Source organism: Ruegeria sp. CDSA077, from assembly GCF_059612265.1.
This window is the reverse complement of sequence record NZ_JBXWQG010000001.1, coordinates 847,459-861,418: the sequence shown is the minus strand read 5'-3', so window position 1 is coordinate 861,418 and position 13,960 is coordinate 847,459. Positions and strand designations below refer to the sequence as shown.

The 13,960-nt window shown below is 55.9% G+C and carries 16 protein-coding genes and 1 tRNA gene; 8 read left to right on the top strand and 9 right to left on the bottom strand.

From position 1 onward, the window contains the following. Window positions 1-38 precede the first annotated feature (38 nt). Window positions 39-635: a histidine phosphotransferase family protein gene (locus tag AC2FLE_RS04350; protein ID WP_496691241.1), complete on the top strand. Its 597-nt coding sequence runs from the start codon at window positions 39-41 to the stop codon at window positions 633-635. On the opposite strand, the gene AC2FLE_RS04345 is transcribed toward AC2FLE_RS04350, so the two are convergent. The 9 genes from AC2FLE_RS04345 to AC2FLE_RS04305 all read right to left on the bottom strand — a co-directional run bounded on the left by AC2FLE_RS04345 (window position 632) and on the right by AC2FLE_RS04305 (window position 8,007). After that, on the bottom strand, window positions 632-1,894 hold the full coding sequence (locus tag AC2FLE_RS04345) for a glutamate-5-semialdehyde dehydrogenase (protein ID WP_496695440.1): 1,263 nt from the start codon (window positions 1,892-1,894) through the stop codon (window positions 632-634). The genes AC2FLE_RS04350 and AC2FLE_RS04345 overlap by 4 nt on opposite strands. 24 nt (window positions 1,895-1,918) lie before the next feature. Next, window positions 1,919-3,025: a glutamate 5-kinase gene (gene proB / locus AC2FLE_RS04340; RefSeq protein WP_496695439.1), complete on the bottom strand. Its 1,107-nt coding sequence runs from the start codon at window positions 3,023-3,025 to the stop codon at window positions 1,919-1,921. Beyond that, entirely contained in the window at window positions 3,013-4,047 is a 1,035-nt protein-coding gene (gene obgE / locus AC2FLE_RS04335; RefSeq protein WP_496695437.1) for a GTPase ObgE, read from the bottom strand. Before obgE ends, proB begins: the two co-directional genes overlap by 13 nt. Window positions 4,048-4,084: 37 nt before the next feature. After that, window positions 4,085-4,621 carry a GNAT family N-acetyltransferase gene (locus tag AC2FLE_RS04330; RefSeq protein ID WP_142633834.1) on the bottom strand — a complete coding sequence of 179 codons (537 nt, stop codon included), beginning with the start codon at window positions 4,619-4,621 and terminating at the stop codon, window positions 4,085-4,087. After that, a complete protein-coding gene (locus AC2FLE_RS04325; protein ID WP_496688076.1) occupies window positions 4,618-5,226 on the bottom strand; it encodes a LysE family translocator in 609 nt (202 codons plus the stop codon). Before AC2FLE_RS04325 ends, AC2FLE_RS04330 begins: the two co-directional genes overlap by 4 nt. Window positions 5,227-5,319: 93 nt before the next feature. Further along, window positions 5,320-5,589 carry a 50S ribosomal protein L27 gene (gene rpmA / locus AC2FLE_RS04320; protein WP_120635433.1) on the bottom strand — a complete coding sequence of 90 codons (270 nt, stop codon included), beginning with the start codon at window positions 5,587-5,589 and terminating at the stop codon, window positions 5,320-5,322. 11 nt (window positions 5,590-5,600) lie between these two features. Next, the gene (locus AC2FLE_RS04315; protein WP_271947092.1) at window positions 5,601-6,218 is read right to left on the bottom strand and encodes a 50S ribosomal protein L21; all 618 of its coding nucleotides are present in this window, start codon (window positions 6,216-6,218) and stop codon (window positions 5,601-5,603) included. A 209-nt stretch (window positions 6,219-6,427) separates the two neighbouring features. Beyond that, a complete protein-coding gene (locus tag AC2FLE_RS04310) occupies window positions 6,428-7,225 on the bottom strand; it encodes a DUF2059 domain-containing protein (RefSeq protein ID WP_281994622.1) in 798 nt (265 codons plus the stop codon). Then, complete coding sequence (locus tag AC2FLE_RS04305; RefSeq protein WP_496696086.1) at window positions 7,225-8,007, bottom strand: DUF2059 domain-containing protein; 783 nt, start codon at window positions 8,005-8,007, stop codon at window positions 7,225-7,227. Before AC2FLE_RS04305 ends, AC2FLE_RS04310 begins: the two co-directional genes overlap by 1 nt. A gap of 183 nt (window positions 8,008-8,190) precedes the next feature. Here AC2FLE_RS04305 and AC2FLE_RS04300 point away from each other — a divergent pair. From AC2FLE_RS04300 to AC2FLE_RS04270, 7 genes are all read left to right on the top strand, one after another. Beyond that, window positions 8,191-8,280 (top strand) — tRNA-Ser (locus tag AC2FLE_RS04300). Window positions 8,281-8,624: 344 nt separating this feature from the next. Beyond that, complete coding sequence (locus AC2FLE_RS04295) at window positions 8,625-9,146, top strand: hypothetical protein (protein ID WP_496695434.1); 522 nt, start codon at window positions 8,625-8,627, stop codon at window positions 9,144-9,146. Window positions 9,147-9,347: 201 nt separating this feature from the next. After that, entirely contained in the window at window positions 9,348-10,376 is a 1,029-nt protein-coding gene (locus tag AC2FLE_RS04290) for a zinc-binding dehydrogenase (RefSeq protein ID WP_496695432.1), read from the top strand. Between the two features lie 74 nt (window positions 10,377-10,450). Continuing rightward, the gene (locus AC2FLE_RS04285) at window positions 10,451-11,326 is read left to right on the top strand and encodes a branched-chain amino acid ABC transporter permease (RefSeq protein WP_496695430.1); all 876 of its coding nucleotides are present in this window, start codon (window positions 10,451-10,453) and stop codon (window positions 11,324-11,326) included. A 3-nt stretch (window positions 11,327-11,329) separates the two neighbouring features. Next, window positions 11,330-12,427: a branched-chain amino acid ABC transporter permease gene (locus AC2FLE_RS04280; protein ID WP_142633851.1), complete on the top strand. Its 1,098-nt coding sequence runs from the start codon at window positions 11,330-11,332 to the stop codon at window positions 12,425-12,427. Further along, window positions 12,424-13,188 (top strand): ABC transporter ATP-binding protein, encoded by a 765-nt coding sequence (locus AC2FLE_RS04275; protein WP_496695428.1) that lies wholly within the window; start codon window positions 12,424-12,426, stop codon window positions 13,186-13,188. The genes AC2FLE_RS04280 and AC2FLE_RS04275 overlap by 4 nt, the downstream gene beginning before the upstream one ends. After that, window positions 13,185-13,958 (top strand): ABC transporter ATP-binding protein, encoded by a 774-nt coding sequence (locus tag AC2FLE_RS04270; protein ID WP_496695426.1) that lies wholly within the window; start codon window positions 13,185-13,187, stop codon window positions 13,956-13,958. The genes AC2FLE_RS04275 and AC2FLE_RS04270 overlap by 4 nt, the downstream gene beginning before the upstream one ends. Window positions 13,959-13,960: the final 2 nt, after the last annotated feature.

Here is a 13,960-nt window from a genome sequence, read left to right as displayed (position 1 = left end):
GGGCTCCGGTCCGGCGGCAGATACAGCAGGAGGTACGCATGAGCGACTTGGACGTCAACCTGGCCGAACTGATCGGCTCGCGGATCTGCCACGATCTGATCAGCCCGATCGGGGCGATCACCAACGGCTTGGAGCTGCTTGAAATGGTTGGCGCGGTGCAAGGCCCCGAGATGGAACTGATCGCGGGAAGTGTCGGCAGCGCCGGCGCACGCATCCGCTTTTTCAGGGTCGCTTTTGGGTCGGCCAGCGATCATCCCCTTGGGCGGGCCGAGGTTTTAGAGCTGTTGAATGATGTCGAACGCGCAGGTCGTGTTCGTGTCAACTGGAACCTGACCGAAGCGGTGCCGCGTAATCAGGTGAAACTGGCCTTTCTGGCGTTGATGTGCTGCGAAAGCGCGATGCCATTTGGCGGGGATGTAACGATCGTAAACGACGGGAAGAACTGGTCTGTGACAGGAACCGCGGACAAAATGAAGCTGGAAGCCGAGCTATGGAAGAACCTGCCCAGCGGACGGTTTACCAACAAGGTCACCCCAGCGCAGGTTCAATTTGCGCTGCTGCCGGAATCCGCATCGTCGATGGGACGGCGGGTCGCGACCGATACGGCCTCAACCCGCGTCGAAATCCGGTTCTAAGACCGAACAGTCCCTGAACCGCGCACCAGATACTGAAAACTGGTCAGTTGAGCCGCCCCTACGGGGCCGCGCGCGTGCATCTTTCCGGTGGCGATGCCAATCTCGGCCCCCATGCCAAACTCACCGCCATCGGCGAATTGAGTTGAGGCGTTATGCATCAGGATCGCGCTATCAAGCCGTTCAAAGAACCGGGCAGCTGCAGCGGGATCCTCGGTCATGATGCAATCGGTATGGTTCGACCCAAACCTGCGGATATGCGCAATGGCGGCGTCGATATCAGCCACCGGCTTGGCCGCGATGATACTATCCAGAAATTCTTTGCCCCAATCATCAGAAGAGGCCGCGATAGTGCCATCAACGGCCAATGTACCTTCGGCGTGTACTTCGACACCTGCGGCCAGCAGCGCCGATATGACATCCCGTCCCAGCGTTTCAGCGATATCCTGATGGATCAGCAGACATTCGGCAGCACCGCAGATTCCGGTACGACGGGTTTTGGCGTTCAAAACCACCTCGAGCGTCTTTTGGGGGTCAGCGGCCTTGTCGATATAGATATGCACAATGCCTTCCAGATGGGCAAACACGGGCACGCGGGCCTCGCGCTGAACTAGCCCGACCAGCCCTTTGCCTCCACGGGGAACGATCACGTCGACATAATCGGTCATGGTCAGCAGTTCCTGAACCGCCGCCCGGTCGCGGGTTGGGATAAGCTGAACGGCATCCTCGGGCAGGTTCGCCGATTTCAGACCCTGAACCAAACAGGCATGGATGGCTGTCGAGGAATGGAAACCCTCTGATCCGCCACGCAGGATGACCGCGTTCCCGGATTTCAGGCACAACGCTCCCGCATCCGCCGTGACATTCGGGCGGCTCTCATAGATCACGCCGATCACGCCCAGAGGCGTGCGCACACGCTGGATGTTCAGGCCCGAGGGCATGTCCCATTCGGTCAGAACCTCACCAACAGGATCGGCCTGCTCTGCAACGGCGCGCAGCCCGTCGACCATGCCCTGAATGCGGGCCTCATCCAGCATCAGGCGATCCATCATCGCCGGGCTCAACCCTTTGTCGCGCCCGAATTCCATATCTTTCTTATTGGCCGCAATGATATGTTCACGATTGGCCCAAACGGCATCGGCGCCACCGATCAGGGCAGCATGTTTACGCTCGGCGCTTGCAAATGCCAGCTCGGCAGCGGCGGCCTTGGCGCGTTTCCCAAGATCGGTCATCAGGTCGGGGATGCTGTCGAAATCCTTCATCTCAGGTGCCTTTCAGTCAATTTGTCAAACAGCCAGATCATCGCGGTGGATCAATACCGCGCGGCCAGGATAGCCTAGAGTGGCTTCGATCTCGGTCGATTTGCGCCCCTTGATAGCGTCTGCTTCTTGCGCGGTATAGCGGCTGAGCCCCTGCGCAAGCCGTCGCGCCTGTGGGTCCATGATCGAAACAGGGTCACCGCGCCCGAAATCTCCGGACACTTCGACTATTCCTGCTGGCAACAGGCTTTTGCCATTGCTCAGCGCCCGCGCGGCCCCCGCGTCTACAACGATCTTACCCCGGGGTTTCATCGCTGAAATCCAGCGTTTGCGTGCGGCATGCGGGTCAACAGTCGCGATGAACCATGTGCAGTTCGCGCCGTTTTCAAGCGTTTTCAACGGGTTCAGAGGGGAGCCTTCGGTGATCGCCATGTCGCAACCAGCTGCCGTGGCCATTTTCCCGGCCAGCAGTTTGGTCTTCATCCCGCCTTTGGATAAGCCGGACCCTGCGTCGCCTGCCATCGCCTCAATCTCGGGCGTGATGTCTTCGATGATGTCAAACCGCTTGGCCGAGGCATCCTCATTTGGATTGGCCGAGTAGAACCCATCAACATCCGACAACAGGATCAACTGGTCGGCGCCAACAGTGACGGCAATCTGTGCCGCCAGCCGATCATTGTCGCCATATCGGATCTCATCAGTGGCGACTGTATCGTTCTCATTGACAATCGGAACGACTCCAAGCCCCAGCAGCGTTTCCAAGGTGGCGCGTGAATTCAGATAGCGACGACGATCGGCGCTATCCTCCAGCGTAACGAGCACTTGTGCAGTAGTAATGCTGTGAGGCGTCAGCGCTTCTTCATAGGCGCGGGCCAGCCGGATTTGCCCGACAGCGGCGGCGGCTTGCGACTGTTCCAACGGAAGCGTGGCCATGGGCAGACCCAAAACGCCACGCCCTAATGCGATTGACCCCGATGAGACCAGGATGACGTCGGTCCCCTGCCCCTTTAGCCATGCGACGTCCTCAGCAAGCGAATGTAACCAATCAGATCGCAGCAACCCTGTGTTCCGATCCACCAGCAAGGCGGATCCGATCTTGACCACTAGGCGTTTGGCTGCGGTCAGGGTTGCCAAGGCAGTTCCTCCTCGGCGGGTTTCTGACGTACGCGGTCATCGTCGATCTGACTGCGCAAGGCCCGCAGGACGTCGGTTACGCCAAGATGCGCGACACCTGACATGGCCATCACAGGGCCACCAACGGCCCCTTCTAGCTCGGACTTTGCCAGCTCTCGTTCCTCGTCATCCAAGGCGTCGACCTTGTTCAGCACAGTGATGCGAGGCTTATCGGCCAATTCTCCACCATAGGCTTCGAGCTCGTGAATGATCGTACGGTAGTCTTCGGCCACTGTCTCGGAAGTGCCATCGACCAGATGCAGCAATACCGCGCAGCGTTCGACGTGGCCCAGAAAGCGGTCTCCGATCCCGCGTCCTTCATGTGCGCCCTCGATCAGACCGGGGATGTCGGCCACCACGAATTCCACATTGTCGACACCCACCACGCCCAAATTGGGGTGCAAGGTGGTAAAGGGGTAATCGGCAATTTTGGGGCGTGCGTTCGATGTCGCAGCAAGAAAGGTCGATTTGCCGGCATTAGGCATTCCCAACAGGCCGACATCGGCAATCAGTTTCAGGCGCAGCCAGATCGTGCGGTCGATACCTGCCTGACCCGGATTAGCCCGACGAGGAGCCTGGTTGGTGGCCGATTTGAAGTGCAGGTTGCCAAAACCGCCATTGCCGCCCTTGGCCAGCAGGACCCTTTGGCCCACCTCTGTCAGATCGCAGATGACTGTTTCTTCGTCTTCGTCCAGGATCTCAGTGCCGACCGGGACGCGCAGAATGATGTCATCACCATCTTTTCCGGTGCGCTGCTGCCCCCGGCCAGGCTGACCGTTCTTGGCAAAGAAATGCTGCTGGTAGCGAAAGTCGATCAGGGTATTCAACCCATCCACAACTTCGACCCAGACAGAGCCACCTTTACCGCCGTCCCCGCCATCGGGACCGCCGTATTCAATATACTTTTCGCGCCGAAAACTGACGCAGCCGCCACCGCCGGCCCCGGACCGGATGTAGACCTTTGCAAGATCGAGAAATTTCATGACTGTCCCCTACTGCAAAGGCCCCACCGGCCACAAGTCAGAGTTTTTTACTGTATGTCCAAGTGGGCACGTTCGCATCACGCGCCACTGAATAGATTTCGGCATCACCCAGGTATTCGAAACCACAATGCGTCAGCACCCTGGCTGAGGCTGGATTGTCCTGAAATACGCTTGCGAACATCGACGTGTTTTCAAGCGGATTGGCGACAACCAGTGCTTCGACCGCCAGAGATGCGATCCCGGTGTTCCAATAGACAGGAGCAACCCAATAGCCGACCTCGGATTGGTTGCGATCCAGGCGTTCCAGCGAGATCAGGCCTATCAGCTCCGGACCGCCATCCTTGGTCGCGTCCATCGCCCAGACATCCTCGCTGCGGTCTTCGGCCATGGACCGGGTCACAAAGGCCTCAACCGCGCCGGGCGGCAAAGGGTGCGCAATCCTTGTCGTCATACGCGCAACCCGCTCATCTCCGGCATAATGTTCGATGAGACCCAGATCCGACCGGCGCAGAGGGCGCAGATCGAACCGCTCGGTTTCTATGACCGGCTGGTTTATGATCGTCTCAAGTTTCATAGGTGCGTTCCTCCTCCGAACAACACAAAAAGTACAGACGCAACAGTGAGACCTGCTAACGTCCACATCAGATATTTTTCCATCGGCCGACCTTCAACCGCGTGGGCAATTCTATCTCCGGCAAATGTCCAGATTGGATGAAGAATCACCTGACAAATCAACAAACAAGCCGCGATTGCGAGCGTTGCCTCAAAAGTTGGTGTTCCGACGGCGACAAACCCCGTGAACCCCGCAACGATCATGGCCCAGGCCTTGGGATTGAGCGGATGAACAATCAATCCAGCCAGAAACCCTGGCGCTGCGCCATCAGCCTCTTGCCGGGACAGCCGCGTGTTGGCGATCTTCCAGGCCAGCCACATGATATAGGCCGCCGAGGCGTATTTCAGAACAGCAAACACCGCCGGCGCCTGATCCGCCAATTGCAGCAACCCAAAGCCCACCGGCCAGATGATTAGCTGCTTGCCCAGAATGACGCCGCCCACAAAAGGCAGCGCTGCCCGAAACCCGTAACGCGCACCGGTTCCCAGCAGGACCATATTGGCCGGTCCCGGCGTGCCGACCTGACTGGCGGCAAAGATCAGGAAACTGGTGGTTGCGACTGTCATCGGACTGTTTGATCGAACCTGCGTTAAAACGAGAAAAGGGACCGGCATTTTCTGCCGGTCCCCCAAGAATTTTCAAACCTTATGGGTTTCGGCTTACTCTGCGGCCTCCGCCACTGGCAGGACCGAAATAAAGGTGCGGTTTTTGAGGCCTTTGTGGAACTTCACAGCGCCATCAACAGTTGCAAAGATGGTGTGATCTTTGCCAATGCCTACGCCTTCGCCCGGCCAGAACTTGGTGCCGCGCTGACGCACGATGATGTTGCCTGAAATGGCGGCCTGGCCACCATACAGTTTCACGCCAAGGCGGCGACCAGCTGAGTCGCGACCGTTACGGGAGGAACCGCCAGCTTTTTTATGTGCCATTCTCTCTCTCCTTAGCCTTTAGCAAGCTCTTTGGCCTGCTCAACCCATTCGGGTTTCACTTTGACCGTTTCGATAGCAGCAATCTGCTCGTCCGACAAGGCGGCCAGAGCGGCAAAGCTCTCGATACCGGCCTCGTTCAGCTTTTTGGCAGCGGCTGGGCCGACACCGTTCAGCGCGGTCAGATCGTCTGCAGCAGCAACAGCGGCGGGTGCCTCTGCTTTGGCTTCTGCTTTCTTGGCGGGCTTTTTCGCTGCGGGTGCAGCTTCGCCTGCCGGTGCAGAACCGGTTGCAGCTTTGATGCCCGACTTGTCAGCGCCCGACGACAGGATGTCGGTGATCTTGACCAGGGTCAGCTTCTGACGGTGGCCAACGGTACGCTTCGAGCTGTGCTTACGACGGCGCTTGACGAAGTTGATGACCTTGTCACCCTTGATCTGTTCGATCACGTCGGCCTGAACGGCTGCACCATCGACAAACGGTGCACCAACTACCGGAGCGTCACCGCCCAGCATCAGAACATCGTTGAATTGAACTTTTTCACCTGCGTCGGCAGCCAATTTTTCAACGCGGAGGATATCACCCGCCTGAACCTTGTACTGCTTGCCGCCAGTCTTGAGGACCGCAAACATGCGTCTTTCCTTTGTCTAACCCGCGTTCTGTGGTCCCCTTGCGGGTGTTTTCGGCCTCAGCCACCTCGAACAGCGCGCCCTTTTCGGGCTGTGTGAATGACCCATGGATCAGCCCCTTGGGTCAACAATAACGATACCCGGCGCGGAGAATCCGGCCGGGATGGGCGCTTATCCAAAGATTGCAGGGGAAAGTCAACATGAAATGGCGACTAAAGATCAGAGCCCTGTAAGACAGCCGCAACCGCCTTTCCCAGATCGTAATAGATCTGATCATACATACTGTCGAAGCTTTCGAACAGTGAGCTGTTCAGCGCTTGCCCTGTATCCGTTCGAGAAAACGCGATGTTCTTGCGCATTTGGGCGTTGCTCAAAGGGTTATAGGCCATCAACAGAAAGGAATACAGCCAGGTTTCTGTCTCTTGCTCGATCCCGTCCTTTTGCAGCAGAAGGTTGTCCAGAAGGTCGCTGTCATCGAGAACTTGGCCGTCATTTATCCCCCTGAAAAAGTTGTAATCCGCGCTCAAAGCGCTCCGCACGTTCTGTTTGATCAGGTCGTTGGCCAGTATGTACTCTTCGACCAGTTTGAACTGCATGCTGTCTTTGGTGTTTTCGAAATAGGCCTGTTTTGCTAAGTCTTCGATTGCCGGATCAACAAATGCAAGCCGTGCGGAATTCTCAAGGGAAACGATGGTTTGGCCAAGATCGCTTTCAAAAAAGGCGATGGCGCGTTCCAAATGCACTTCATCCAGGCTTTGCCGGAATCCCTGGACCAACTGATCATACATCCAATCGGGATCATAAATCGCCTCGACCCGAGTTTCGAACAGAGCGCCACCGTTGCCATCCAACAAGGTGGCGTCCATCTCTTGGCTCATCTTTCCGCCTTCGGACAGGAGGATTTCGATCAGGTTCTCCAGACGCATTGCTTGCGCCAGCCGATCCGCTTTTTCCACGGCGCCGGATGATGTGGCCCAGAAGATCAGGGCAAAAACGATCAGAATGCGCATCAGATGTCCTGTGCGGGGTGAAGCTCGGCCATTTTGGTTGCCAGGACTTCGAATTTCATAGCCATTATCTCATACTGAATGGCGTTCAAAAGTTCGTAGACTTCCTGCATTAGAGGCTGTTCCAACGCCTCGACATAGGTGATGACATCCGCATCCGAGAAATCCTGATAGGTATAAGCAGCACCGGCAAGTGCGGAGAGCTGTAAGGCCTGTCGCATCCCGGTTTCGTTCTGTTTCATCATTGCGCGCAATTCATCTGCATCCAACTGCAGTTCGATCACACCTGAAGCGCTGGCGGCGAGGAGGAACCGGATTTGTATTTCCTGAAGGGCGCGCAAAGAAGTACCGCTTGAGTCGATGGCAGTGTTCATCCTTTTTAGACTCTCAACACGTTGAGAGCCTTCCCGGACAAGGTGAGCGACTATCTCTTGCCCCTGCTGTTGTTTCGCTTCGTCATCCTCGATCAGATGGGAAGCGTTTTCAGCAGAGACCAGTCTTTGACCCAGATCTGATGTATAGAATTCTACCGCGTGATTCAGCGCCTGATCGCTGAGCGTCTGCTCTAAAATCGAAACTGCAGTTTCATGCATGTCTTTGGTATCGAAAACTTCTTCGGTCAGCCGCGCCCAGTCCGACCCGAATCCATCGGGGTCAAAACCCAGCATCTGAGGTGCCGAGGCCGAGGCCAGAGCAATACTTTCAAGGGCAACGTCGAAACCGGTTGTGGTCAAGAATGCCTCGATCCTATCGCGCCCGGCAGCGGATGCCGGGATTGGCAGCATGAATACTGTGAAAAGAAACAGCGAAAGGGCGGTGGTGATGTGGTGCGTAAAATGTCTCATGTACAGAAGCCTAGGGGTTTTGCGGCATCTGGCAACGGAAAATCCTGGGATTGCTAAATTATGAAACTTTCTGCTTGCACCCCCGGGTGTTCATCACTAAATCCCCCCCTCACAGACCCCCGCGGAGAGGTGCCGGAGTGGTCGAACGGGGCGGTCTCGAAAACCGTTGTGGGTGCAAGCCCACCCAGGGTTCGAATCCCTGTCTCTCCGCCATCAGCCATTTAGCGCATGATTGGTAACCAGCTTTCCGGAATTTAGCTCAAGCACCTGAAATGCAGGCCTTTGTCGCCTTATTCGCTTTGCGCGCGTTCCTACGAGAATTCTTAGTTTCTGTGCTTCCCTGCTGAACAGGCATCCATGCGACCCTGTGGGTCGGTTGACAAGAATGGCATCTCGACCACTGGTTGTTCAACGTTGGCGTGTTATTGCCACGGGATCGGCCCAGATCGGCGTACACTGGCTCAATCCCTTGTTCTGATAGGATGTTCCACGAATTCCCCTTTCCAGTCCGCTAGTTTCCCCCCATCTCGGCGACACATATTTCAAAGGAGAATCCCATGTCGCGTATAATCTTGCTAGGGGTCGTCGTCGCCGGCGTTGGCGCCGCAATCTATTACTATCTGAATCAACCTGCCGCTCCGGTCGAACAGCCGCAAGCCGCCGCTGAAGAAACCGGAAACGCCGTGTCTGAAGCCGTAGAATCGGTTACCGAACAGGCTGGCGAAGCTGCGTCTTCCGTTACGGAACAGGCGGCTGAAATCGTCGAACAGTCCAGCGAATCCGCGTCTGACTTAGCCACTCAAGCTGGTGAAACAGCGACTGAGCTGGCCGATCAGGCTGGAGAAGAGGTTGCTGCCCTCACCAACCAGGGGCAAGAGCTGCTGAATTCCTGGGTTGAGAGCGGCGCTATGAGTGTTGATAACTTTGACTATGACGCCATGGTGGCCTCAGTTCAGGAAAGCACACTGGCAGAAGAACTGAAGGTTAAAGCCGTTGGTATTCTCGATGATATCAAAGCCTCACCTGCAACAATCGCGCTGAAAATTCAGGAACTTCAGGCCCTGTTGACTGGTCAGTAAGAATTAGAAAGACCGCCGAAACAGGCGGTCTTTCCCTACGTCAAAGAATAGTTCGATTGACGCGCCTTTGGCCATTTGCTTGGCTGATCTGAACACATATGCCACGGTTGATGTCAATCATGGCCATCATTTTCGAAATTGTTGGTTTGATGCAGTTAAGCAGGAACCGACAGTTTCCTATCGTTCAGAAAAGGTACGCTCATGACCCCCCTTCCCTCTTCCATGTTTGCGATCGTTCAAACTCATCATGGGTATTCGGGCAAAGCCACTGGTCCCAGCATCCAAAATGCGTCTGATTGGCTGGCCGAAACGGAAATGCCTGTGCCCGAGCCGGGCGCAGGACAGGTTCTGATCCGTCTGAGGGCGTCATCAGTTAATCCGTCCGACCTGCATTTTATCAAGGGTGAATACGGGCAGCCTAGGGTAAAGGGGTCTCCGGCCGGGTTTGAGGGATGTGGAGACGTCGTCGCCACCGGGGCCGGGGCCGAGGGTTTGCAGGGACAGCGCGTGGCATTCATGGCCACTCATTCCGGTGCCTGGGCCGAGTACGCTCTGACCGATGCACAAATGTGTATTCCACTGCGCCCGGATATCTCGGATGACGATGGCTCAGCACAGATTGTGAACCCGATGACGGCCATGGCGATGGTCGATCTGGCGCGTCAGGCCGGAGATGCTTTTATCGTATCTGCCGCAACCAGTCAGTTGGGCAAGCTTATGTGCAGCCTCGGTCGCGATCTTGGGCTCAAGCCGATTGCGATCTTGAGACGCGCTGAGACCGTTGCTGCATTGAAAGAGCTGGGCGCGCATGAGGTGCTGGTGACATCAGACCCCGACATGCTGCAGAAATTCGCAGCGCTTAGCAAAGAGCTTAAACCTCGGGTCTTTCTGGATGCCGTCGCCGACCAGATTTCCGAACAAATTTTCTGTGCGATGCCGAATGGTGCGCGCTGGGTGTGTTATGGCAAGCTCAGCCCTGAACTGCCCAAACTAACGCAGACGGGACAGCTCATCTTTATGGGTAAGAAAATCGAAGGGTTTTGGCTGACACAATGGATGACAGCGACGCCTCGCGAAGATGTGGTACGTGTCGTTGCCGAGGTTCAGGCCCGCTTTGCGGACGGGCGTTGGAAAACAGATGTTTCAGAAAAGCTCACATTAAAAAATGTTATGTCCGGGCTGGTCGATGCACTGCAAAAGAGTGACGGAAAGGTAATTATCACGCCATAGTAGTGCAAACCCCGGGCTAAGGAGGAGGCCCGGGATCTAAATGAACCCGGAGCAACCGGTATAGGGAGGTGAGTTTGGATAATGCGCAGCTGCTGATTAGCGGGCTGGCGAATGGCTGTGTCTATGGGCTGATCGCGCTCGGATTTGTTCTGATTTACAAGGCGACCGAGGCAGTGAACTTCGCACAGGGTGACCTCATGATGCTGGGCGCCTTTGTTACCATCGGGCTTACAAATGCCGAATATATGGGGCTGCCTTTTTGGCTGGCCTTGCCGATCTCGTTGGGGATCATGGGCGTGCTGGGGTACTTGCTGGACCGGTTGATCATTCGGCGACTTTTTGGGGAAAGCCAGACGGCTGTGGTCATTCTGACCATCTCCCTGGGCTTTGTAATCCGATTTTTCGCTGGTCTGATTTGGGGGCACGAACCGCAGACGCTGCAGAATCCATTGGCCGGAAAAGAAGTGCGTTTTGGTGGCCTTGTACTGGGGATGGAGGACGTGGCGGTTATTGTCGTTACCGTTCTGCTGACCTGGGGGCTGTACCAGTTCTTCAGTCGTACCAAGCTTGGGCTTGCAATGCAGGGTGCCTCACAAAATCAGCTGGCGGCCTATTATATGGGAATCCCGGTAAAACGCGTGCAGGGTTTCATCTGGGCGTTGGCAGGCGTGGTTGCGGGTATCGCAGGCATTTTGTTTGCCGCCAAAGGATCCGTGGACCCGGCAACCGGACTTCTGGGCATTAAGGCCTTCGCCGCTGCGGTCATTGGCGGATTCGGAAGTTTACCTGGAGCATTGGCCGGAGGTTTGATCGTTGGCGTAATCGAACCGTTTGCCAGTCGCTATATCGCTGCTGGGTACAGTCAGATTGCACCTTATGCGCTGTTGTTGGCTGTCCTGATCTTTCGCCCCAATGGGCTGTTCAGCCAAGTTAGGGTCAAAAAGGTTTAAGCGATGCGGATCATTTTCAAGACCAGTTACATGCAAGATATCCGGCCTTGGAAAGACCGGTATCAACTGAGCCTATACCTGATCCTTCTAGGCGTCGTGATCGCCGCTCCGTGGTGGTTGGACGCATTCTATCTGGGTGAGCTGACAAATGTTCTGATCTGGGCGATTGCAGGTCTTGGGTTGATGATACTGACCGGCCATACCGGACAGGTCAGCCTTGGGCATGCGGCTTTTCTGGCCTTTGGGTGCTATGCAAATATCATCTTGATTGAGGCAGGCTTGCCATTCTTGCTGGCCTTCCCGATCGCCGGTATCCTGACCGGGATAGCAGGGGTGACCGTTGCTATCCCAGCCCTGCGCCTTCACGGTATCTACCTGGCAATCTTTACCATGGCCCTGTCGATCCTGATGGATGACGTGATTGTCCTGGCCGAGCCGATCACTGGCGGGGTTGCCGGTAAATATATCGGCGGGGTCGAGATATTTGGATTCATGGTCGATCGCTGGGCTACGCCGGTCCAATTCTTTTGGCTGGTGCTTGCAGTCGCGGTTCTGGTCACTCTGGGCTATATCAACCTGCTGCGCGCACCGCTTGGGCGCAGTTTCATCGCCGTGCGAGATTCTGAGGTCTCGGCCCAGGCGATGGGTGTTGATATTGCGCAGACCAAGATGATTTCATTTGCCCTGTCCTGCGCTGTGACCGGCTGGGCAGGTGCTCTGATGGGGATGTTCTCGGGCGCGTTCAATAACGAGACATTCAGCGTACTAATCTCAATTCAGCTGCTGATGATGATCGTGATCGGTGGTCTGGGCTCAATCCACGGGGCATTCCTGGGCGCTGTCGTCATAGGGTTTCTGCCGCAATTTTTGTCTATCGCAAAAGAATATGTCGGCGCAGTTTTCGGTGGCAGCACCGTCGCAATTCCGGGATTGGAATTTGGTATCTTCGGCATGATCCTGATCGCCTTTATCCTGTTTGAACCCATGGGGATGTATGGACGTTGGCTGAAGATCCGGACATGGTTCGAACTGTTTCCCTTCTATCGCAAGGACATGTTCAAACGTCAGAAATCCTATCTCAAGACGGAGCGTCTGAGATGAGCCTGCTTGAATTTAAGAATGTCACCTTGAAATTTGGTGGCGTGACGGCTGTGAACGACCTGTCCTTTTCGGTCGAAGACGGCGAGGTTTTTGCCATAGTCGGCCCCAATGGCGCGGGTAAATCGACCGTTTTCAATCTGATCTCGCGCTTTTATGAACCAAAAGAGGGTTCAATCCGGTATGACGGGCATGACTTGCTGCAGGTGAAACCGTCCGGCGTTGCAGCTTTTGGTGTTGCGCGGACGTTTCAGAATATCGAACTGTTCGAACACGCCACTGTTCTGCAGAACCTCCTGGTCGGGCGTCATCGGCACCGCAAGACAAAACTTTTATCCGAGGTGCTGTTCCTGCCGTCGGCCCGGCGGCAAGAGATCGAAAACCGTGAAAAGGTTGAAGAAATCATCGATTTTCTTGATCTGCAGGCCTATCGCGACAAGATGATATCCGGTCTGCCTTACGGTGTGCGCAAAGTGGTTGAAGTTGCCCGTGCCCTGGCCACCGATCCCAAGTTGTTACTGCTGGATGAACCTGCCTCGGGGCTGTCGGTCGAGGAAACGACCGATATGCGCTGGTGGATAGACGATATCCGGCGGCAGATGGGGATTACGGTGCTGATGGTCGAACATGACATGGCTTTGGTTTCGGGCGTCTCGGATCGGGTCCTTGCAATGGCGGATGGGGCAATGCTCGCACTGGGAACCCCTGCGCAGGTACAGTCACACCCGGCAGTGGTTGAGGCCTATCTAGGGAAAGTTTCATGAGCGATCCGATCCTGACCATTCGCAATGTCGAAAGTTTTTACGGGCCAATCATGGCAATCCGGGGCGTGTCGCTGGATGTGCATCCGGGTAAAATCGTGTCGATCCTTGGGGCCAATGGGGCCGGCAAGACTACATTGATGAAAACCGTGTCCGGCGTAATGGACCCGGAAAAGGGCAAGATCAGCTTTGACGGGGTCGAAATTCAAGGGGCCGAGCCGCATAAAGTTGTGCAGAAAGGCGTCGTCCACGTACCCGAAGGGCGCGAAGTATTTCCTCTGCTGAACGTGGACGAAAACCTGAGCCTCGGCGCCTATACATCCTCGGACCGAGGCCAGATTGACCATGACCGCGAACTGGTTTTTTCCTACTTCCCGATCCTGAAAGAACGCCGCAATCAAGAGGCGGGGACCTTATCCGGGGGCCAACAACAGATGTTGGCAATCGGGAGGGGGTTGATGGCAAATCCAAGGATCATGTTGCTGGACGAGCCGTCTCTGGGCCTGTCCCCTTTGCTTGTGCAAGAGATTTTCGGAATCCTGAAGCGCCTGAACGACGAGCAGAACATGACGATGATGCTGGTTGAGCAGAACGCCAATGCTGCGCTGGAACTGGCCCATCACGGCTATGTCATGGAGGTTGGGCGCATTGTCATGGATGGCGCCGCGGATGAACTGATGCGGTCAGAAGATATCCAGAATTTCTATCTGGGCGTGCAGGAAGAAGGTTCGCGTGAAAACCGTCGCTGGAAACGCAAGAAGACGTGGAGGTGAGC

Coding starts and splice junctions, on each gene's coding strand:
- AC2FLE_RS04350 (WP_496691241.1), top strand. CDS start 39: ATGAGCGACTTGGACGTCAACCTGGCCGAACTGATCGGCTCGCGGATC.
- AC2FLE_RS04345 (WP_496695440.1), bottom strand. CDS start 1,894: ATGAAGGATTTCGACAGCATCCCCGACCTGATGACCGATCTTGGGAAA.
- obgE (WP_496695437.1), bottom strand. CDS start 4,047: ATGAAATTTCTCGATCTTGCAAAGGTCTACATCCGGTCCGGGGCCGGC.
- AC2FLE_RS04330 (WP_142633834.1), bottom strand. CDS start 4,621: ATGAAACTTGAGACGATCATAAACCAGCCGGTCATAGAAACCGAGCGG.
- AC2FLE_RS04325 (WP_496688076.1), bottom strand. CDS start 5,226: ATGACAGTCGCAACCACCAGTTTCCTGATCTTTGCCGCCAGTCAGGTC.
- rpmA (WP_120635433.1), bottom strand. CDS start 5,589: ATGGCACATAAAAAAGCTGGCGGTTCCTCCCGTAACGGTCGCGACTCA.
- AC2FLE_RS04315 (WP_271947092.1), bottom strand. CDS start 6,218: ATGTTTGCGGTCCTCAAGACTGGCGGCAAGCAGTACAAGGTTCAGGCG.
- AC2FLE_RS04310 (WP_281994622.1), bottom strand. CDS start 7,225: ATGCGCATTCTGATCGTTTTTGCCCTGATCTTCTGGGCCACATCATCC.
- AC2FLE_RS04305 (WP_496696086.1), bottom strand. CDS start 8,007: ATGCTGCCAATCCCGGCATCCGCTGCCGGGCGCGATAGGATCGAGGCA.
- AC2FLE_RS04295 (WP_496695434.1), top strand. CDS start 8,625: ATGTCGCGTATAATCTTGCTAGGGGTCGTCGTCGCCGGCGTTGGCGCC.
- AC2FLE_RS04290 (WP_496695432.1), top strand. CDS start 9,348: ATGACCCCCCTTCCCTCTTCCATGTTTGCGATCGTTCAAACTCATCAT.
- AC2FLE_RS04280 (WP_142633851.1), top strand. CDS start 11,330: ATGCGGATCATTTTCAAGACCAGTTACATGCAAGATATCCGGCCTTGG.
- AC2FLE_RS04275 (WP_496695428.1), top strand. CDS start 12,424: ATGAGCCTGCTTGAATTTAAGAATGTCACCTTGAAATTTGGTGGCGTG.
- AC2FLE_RS04270 (WP_496695426.1), top strand. CDS start 13,185: ATGAGCGATCCGATCCTGACCATTCGCAATGTCGAAAGTTTTTACGGG.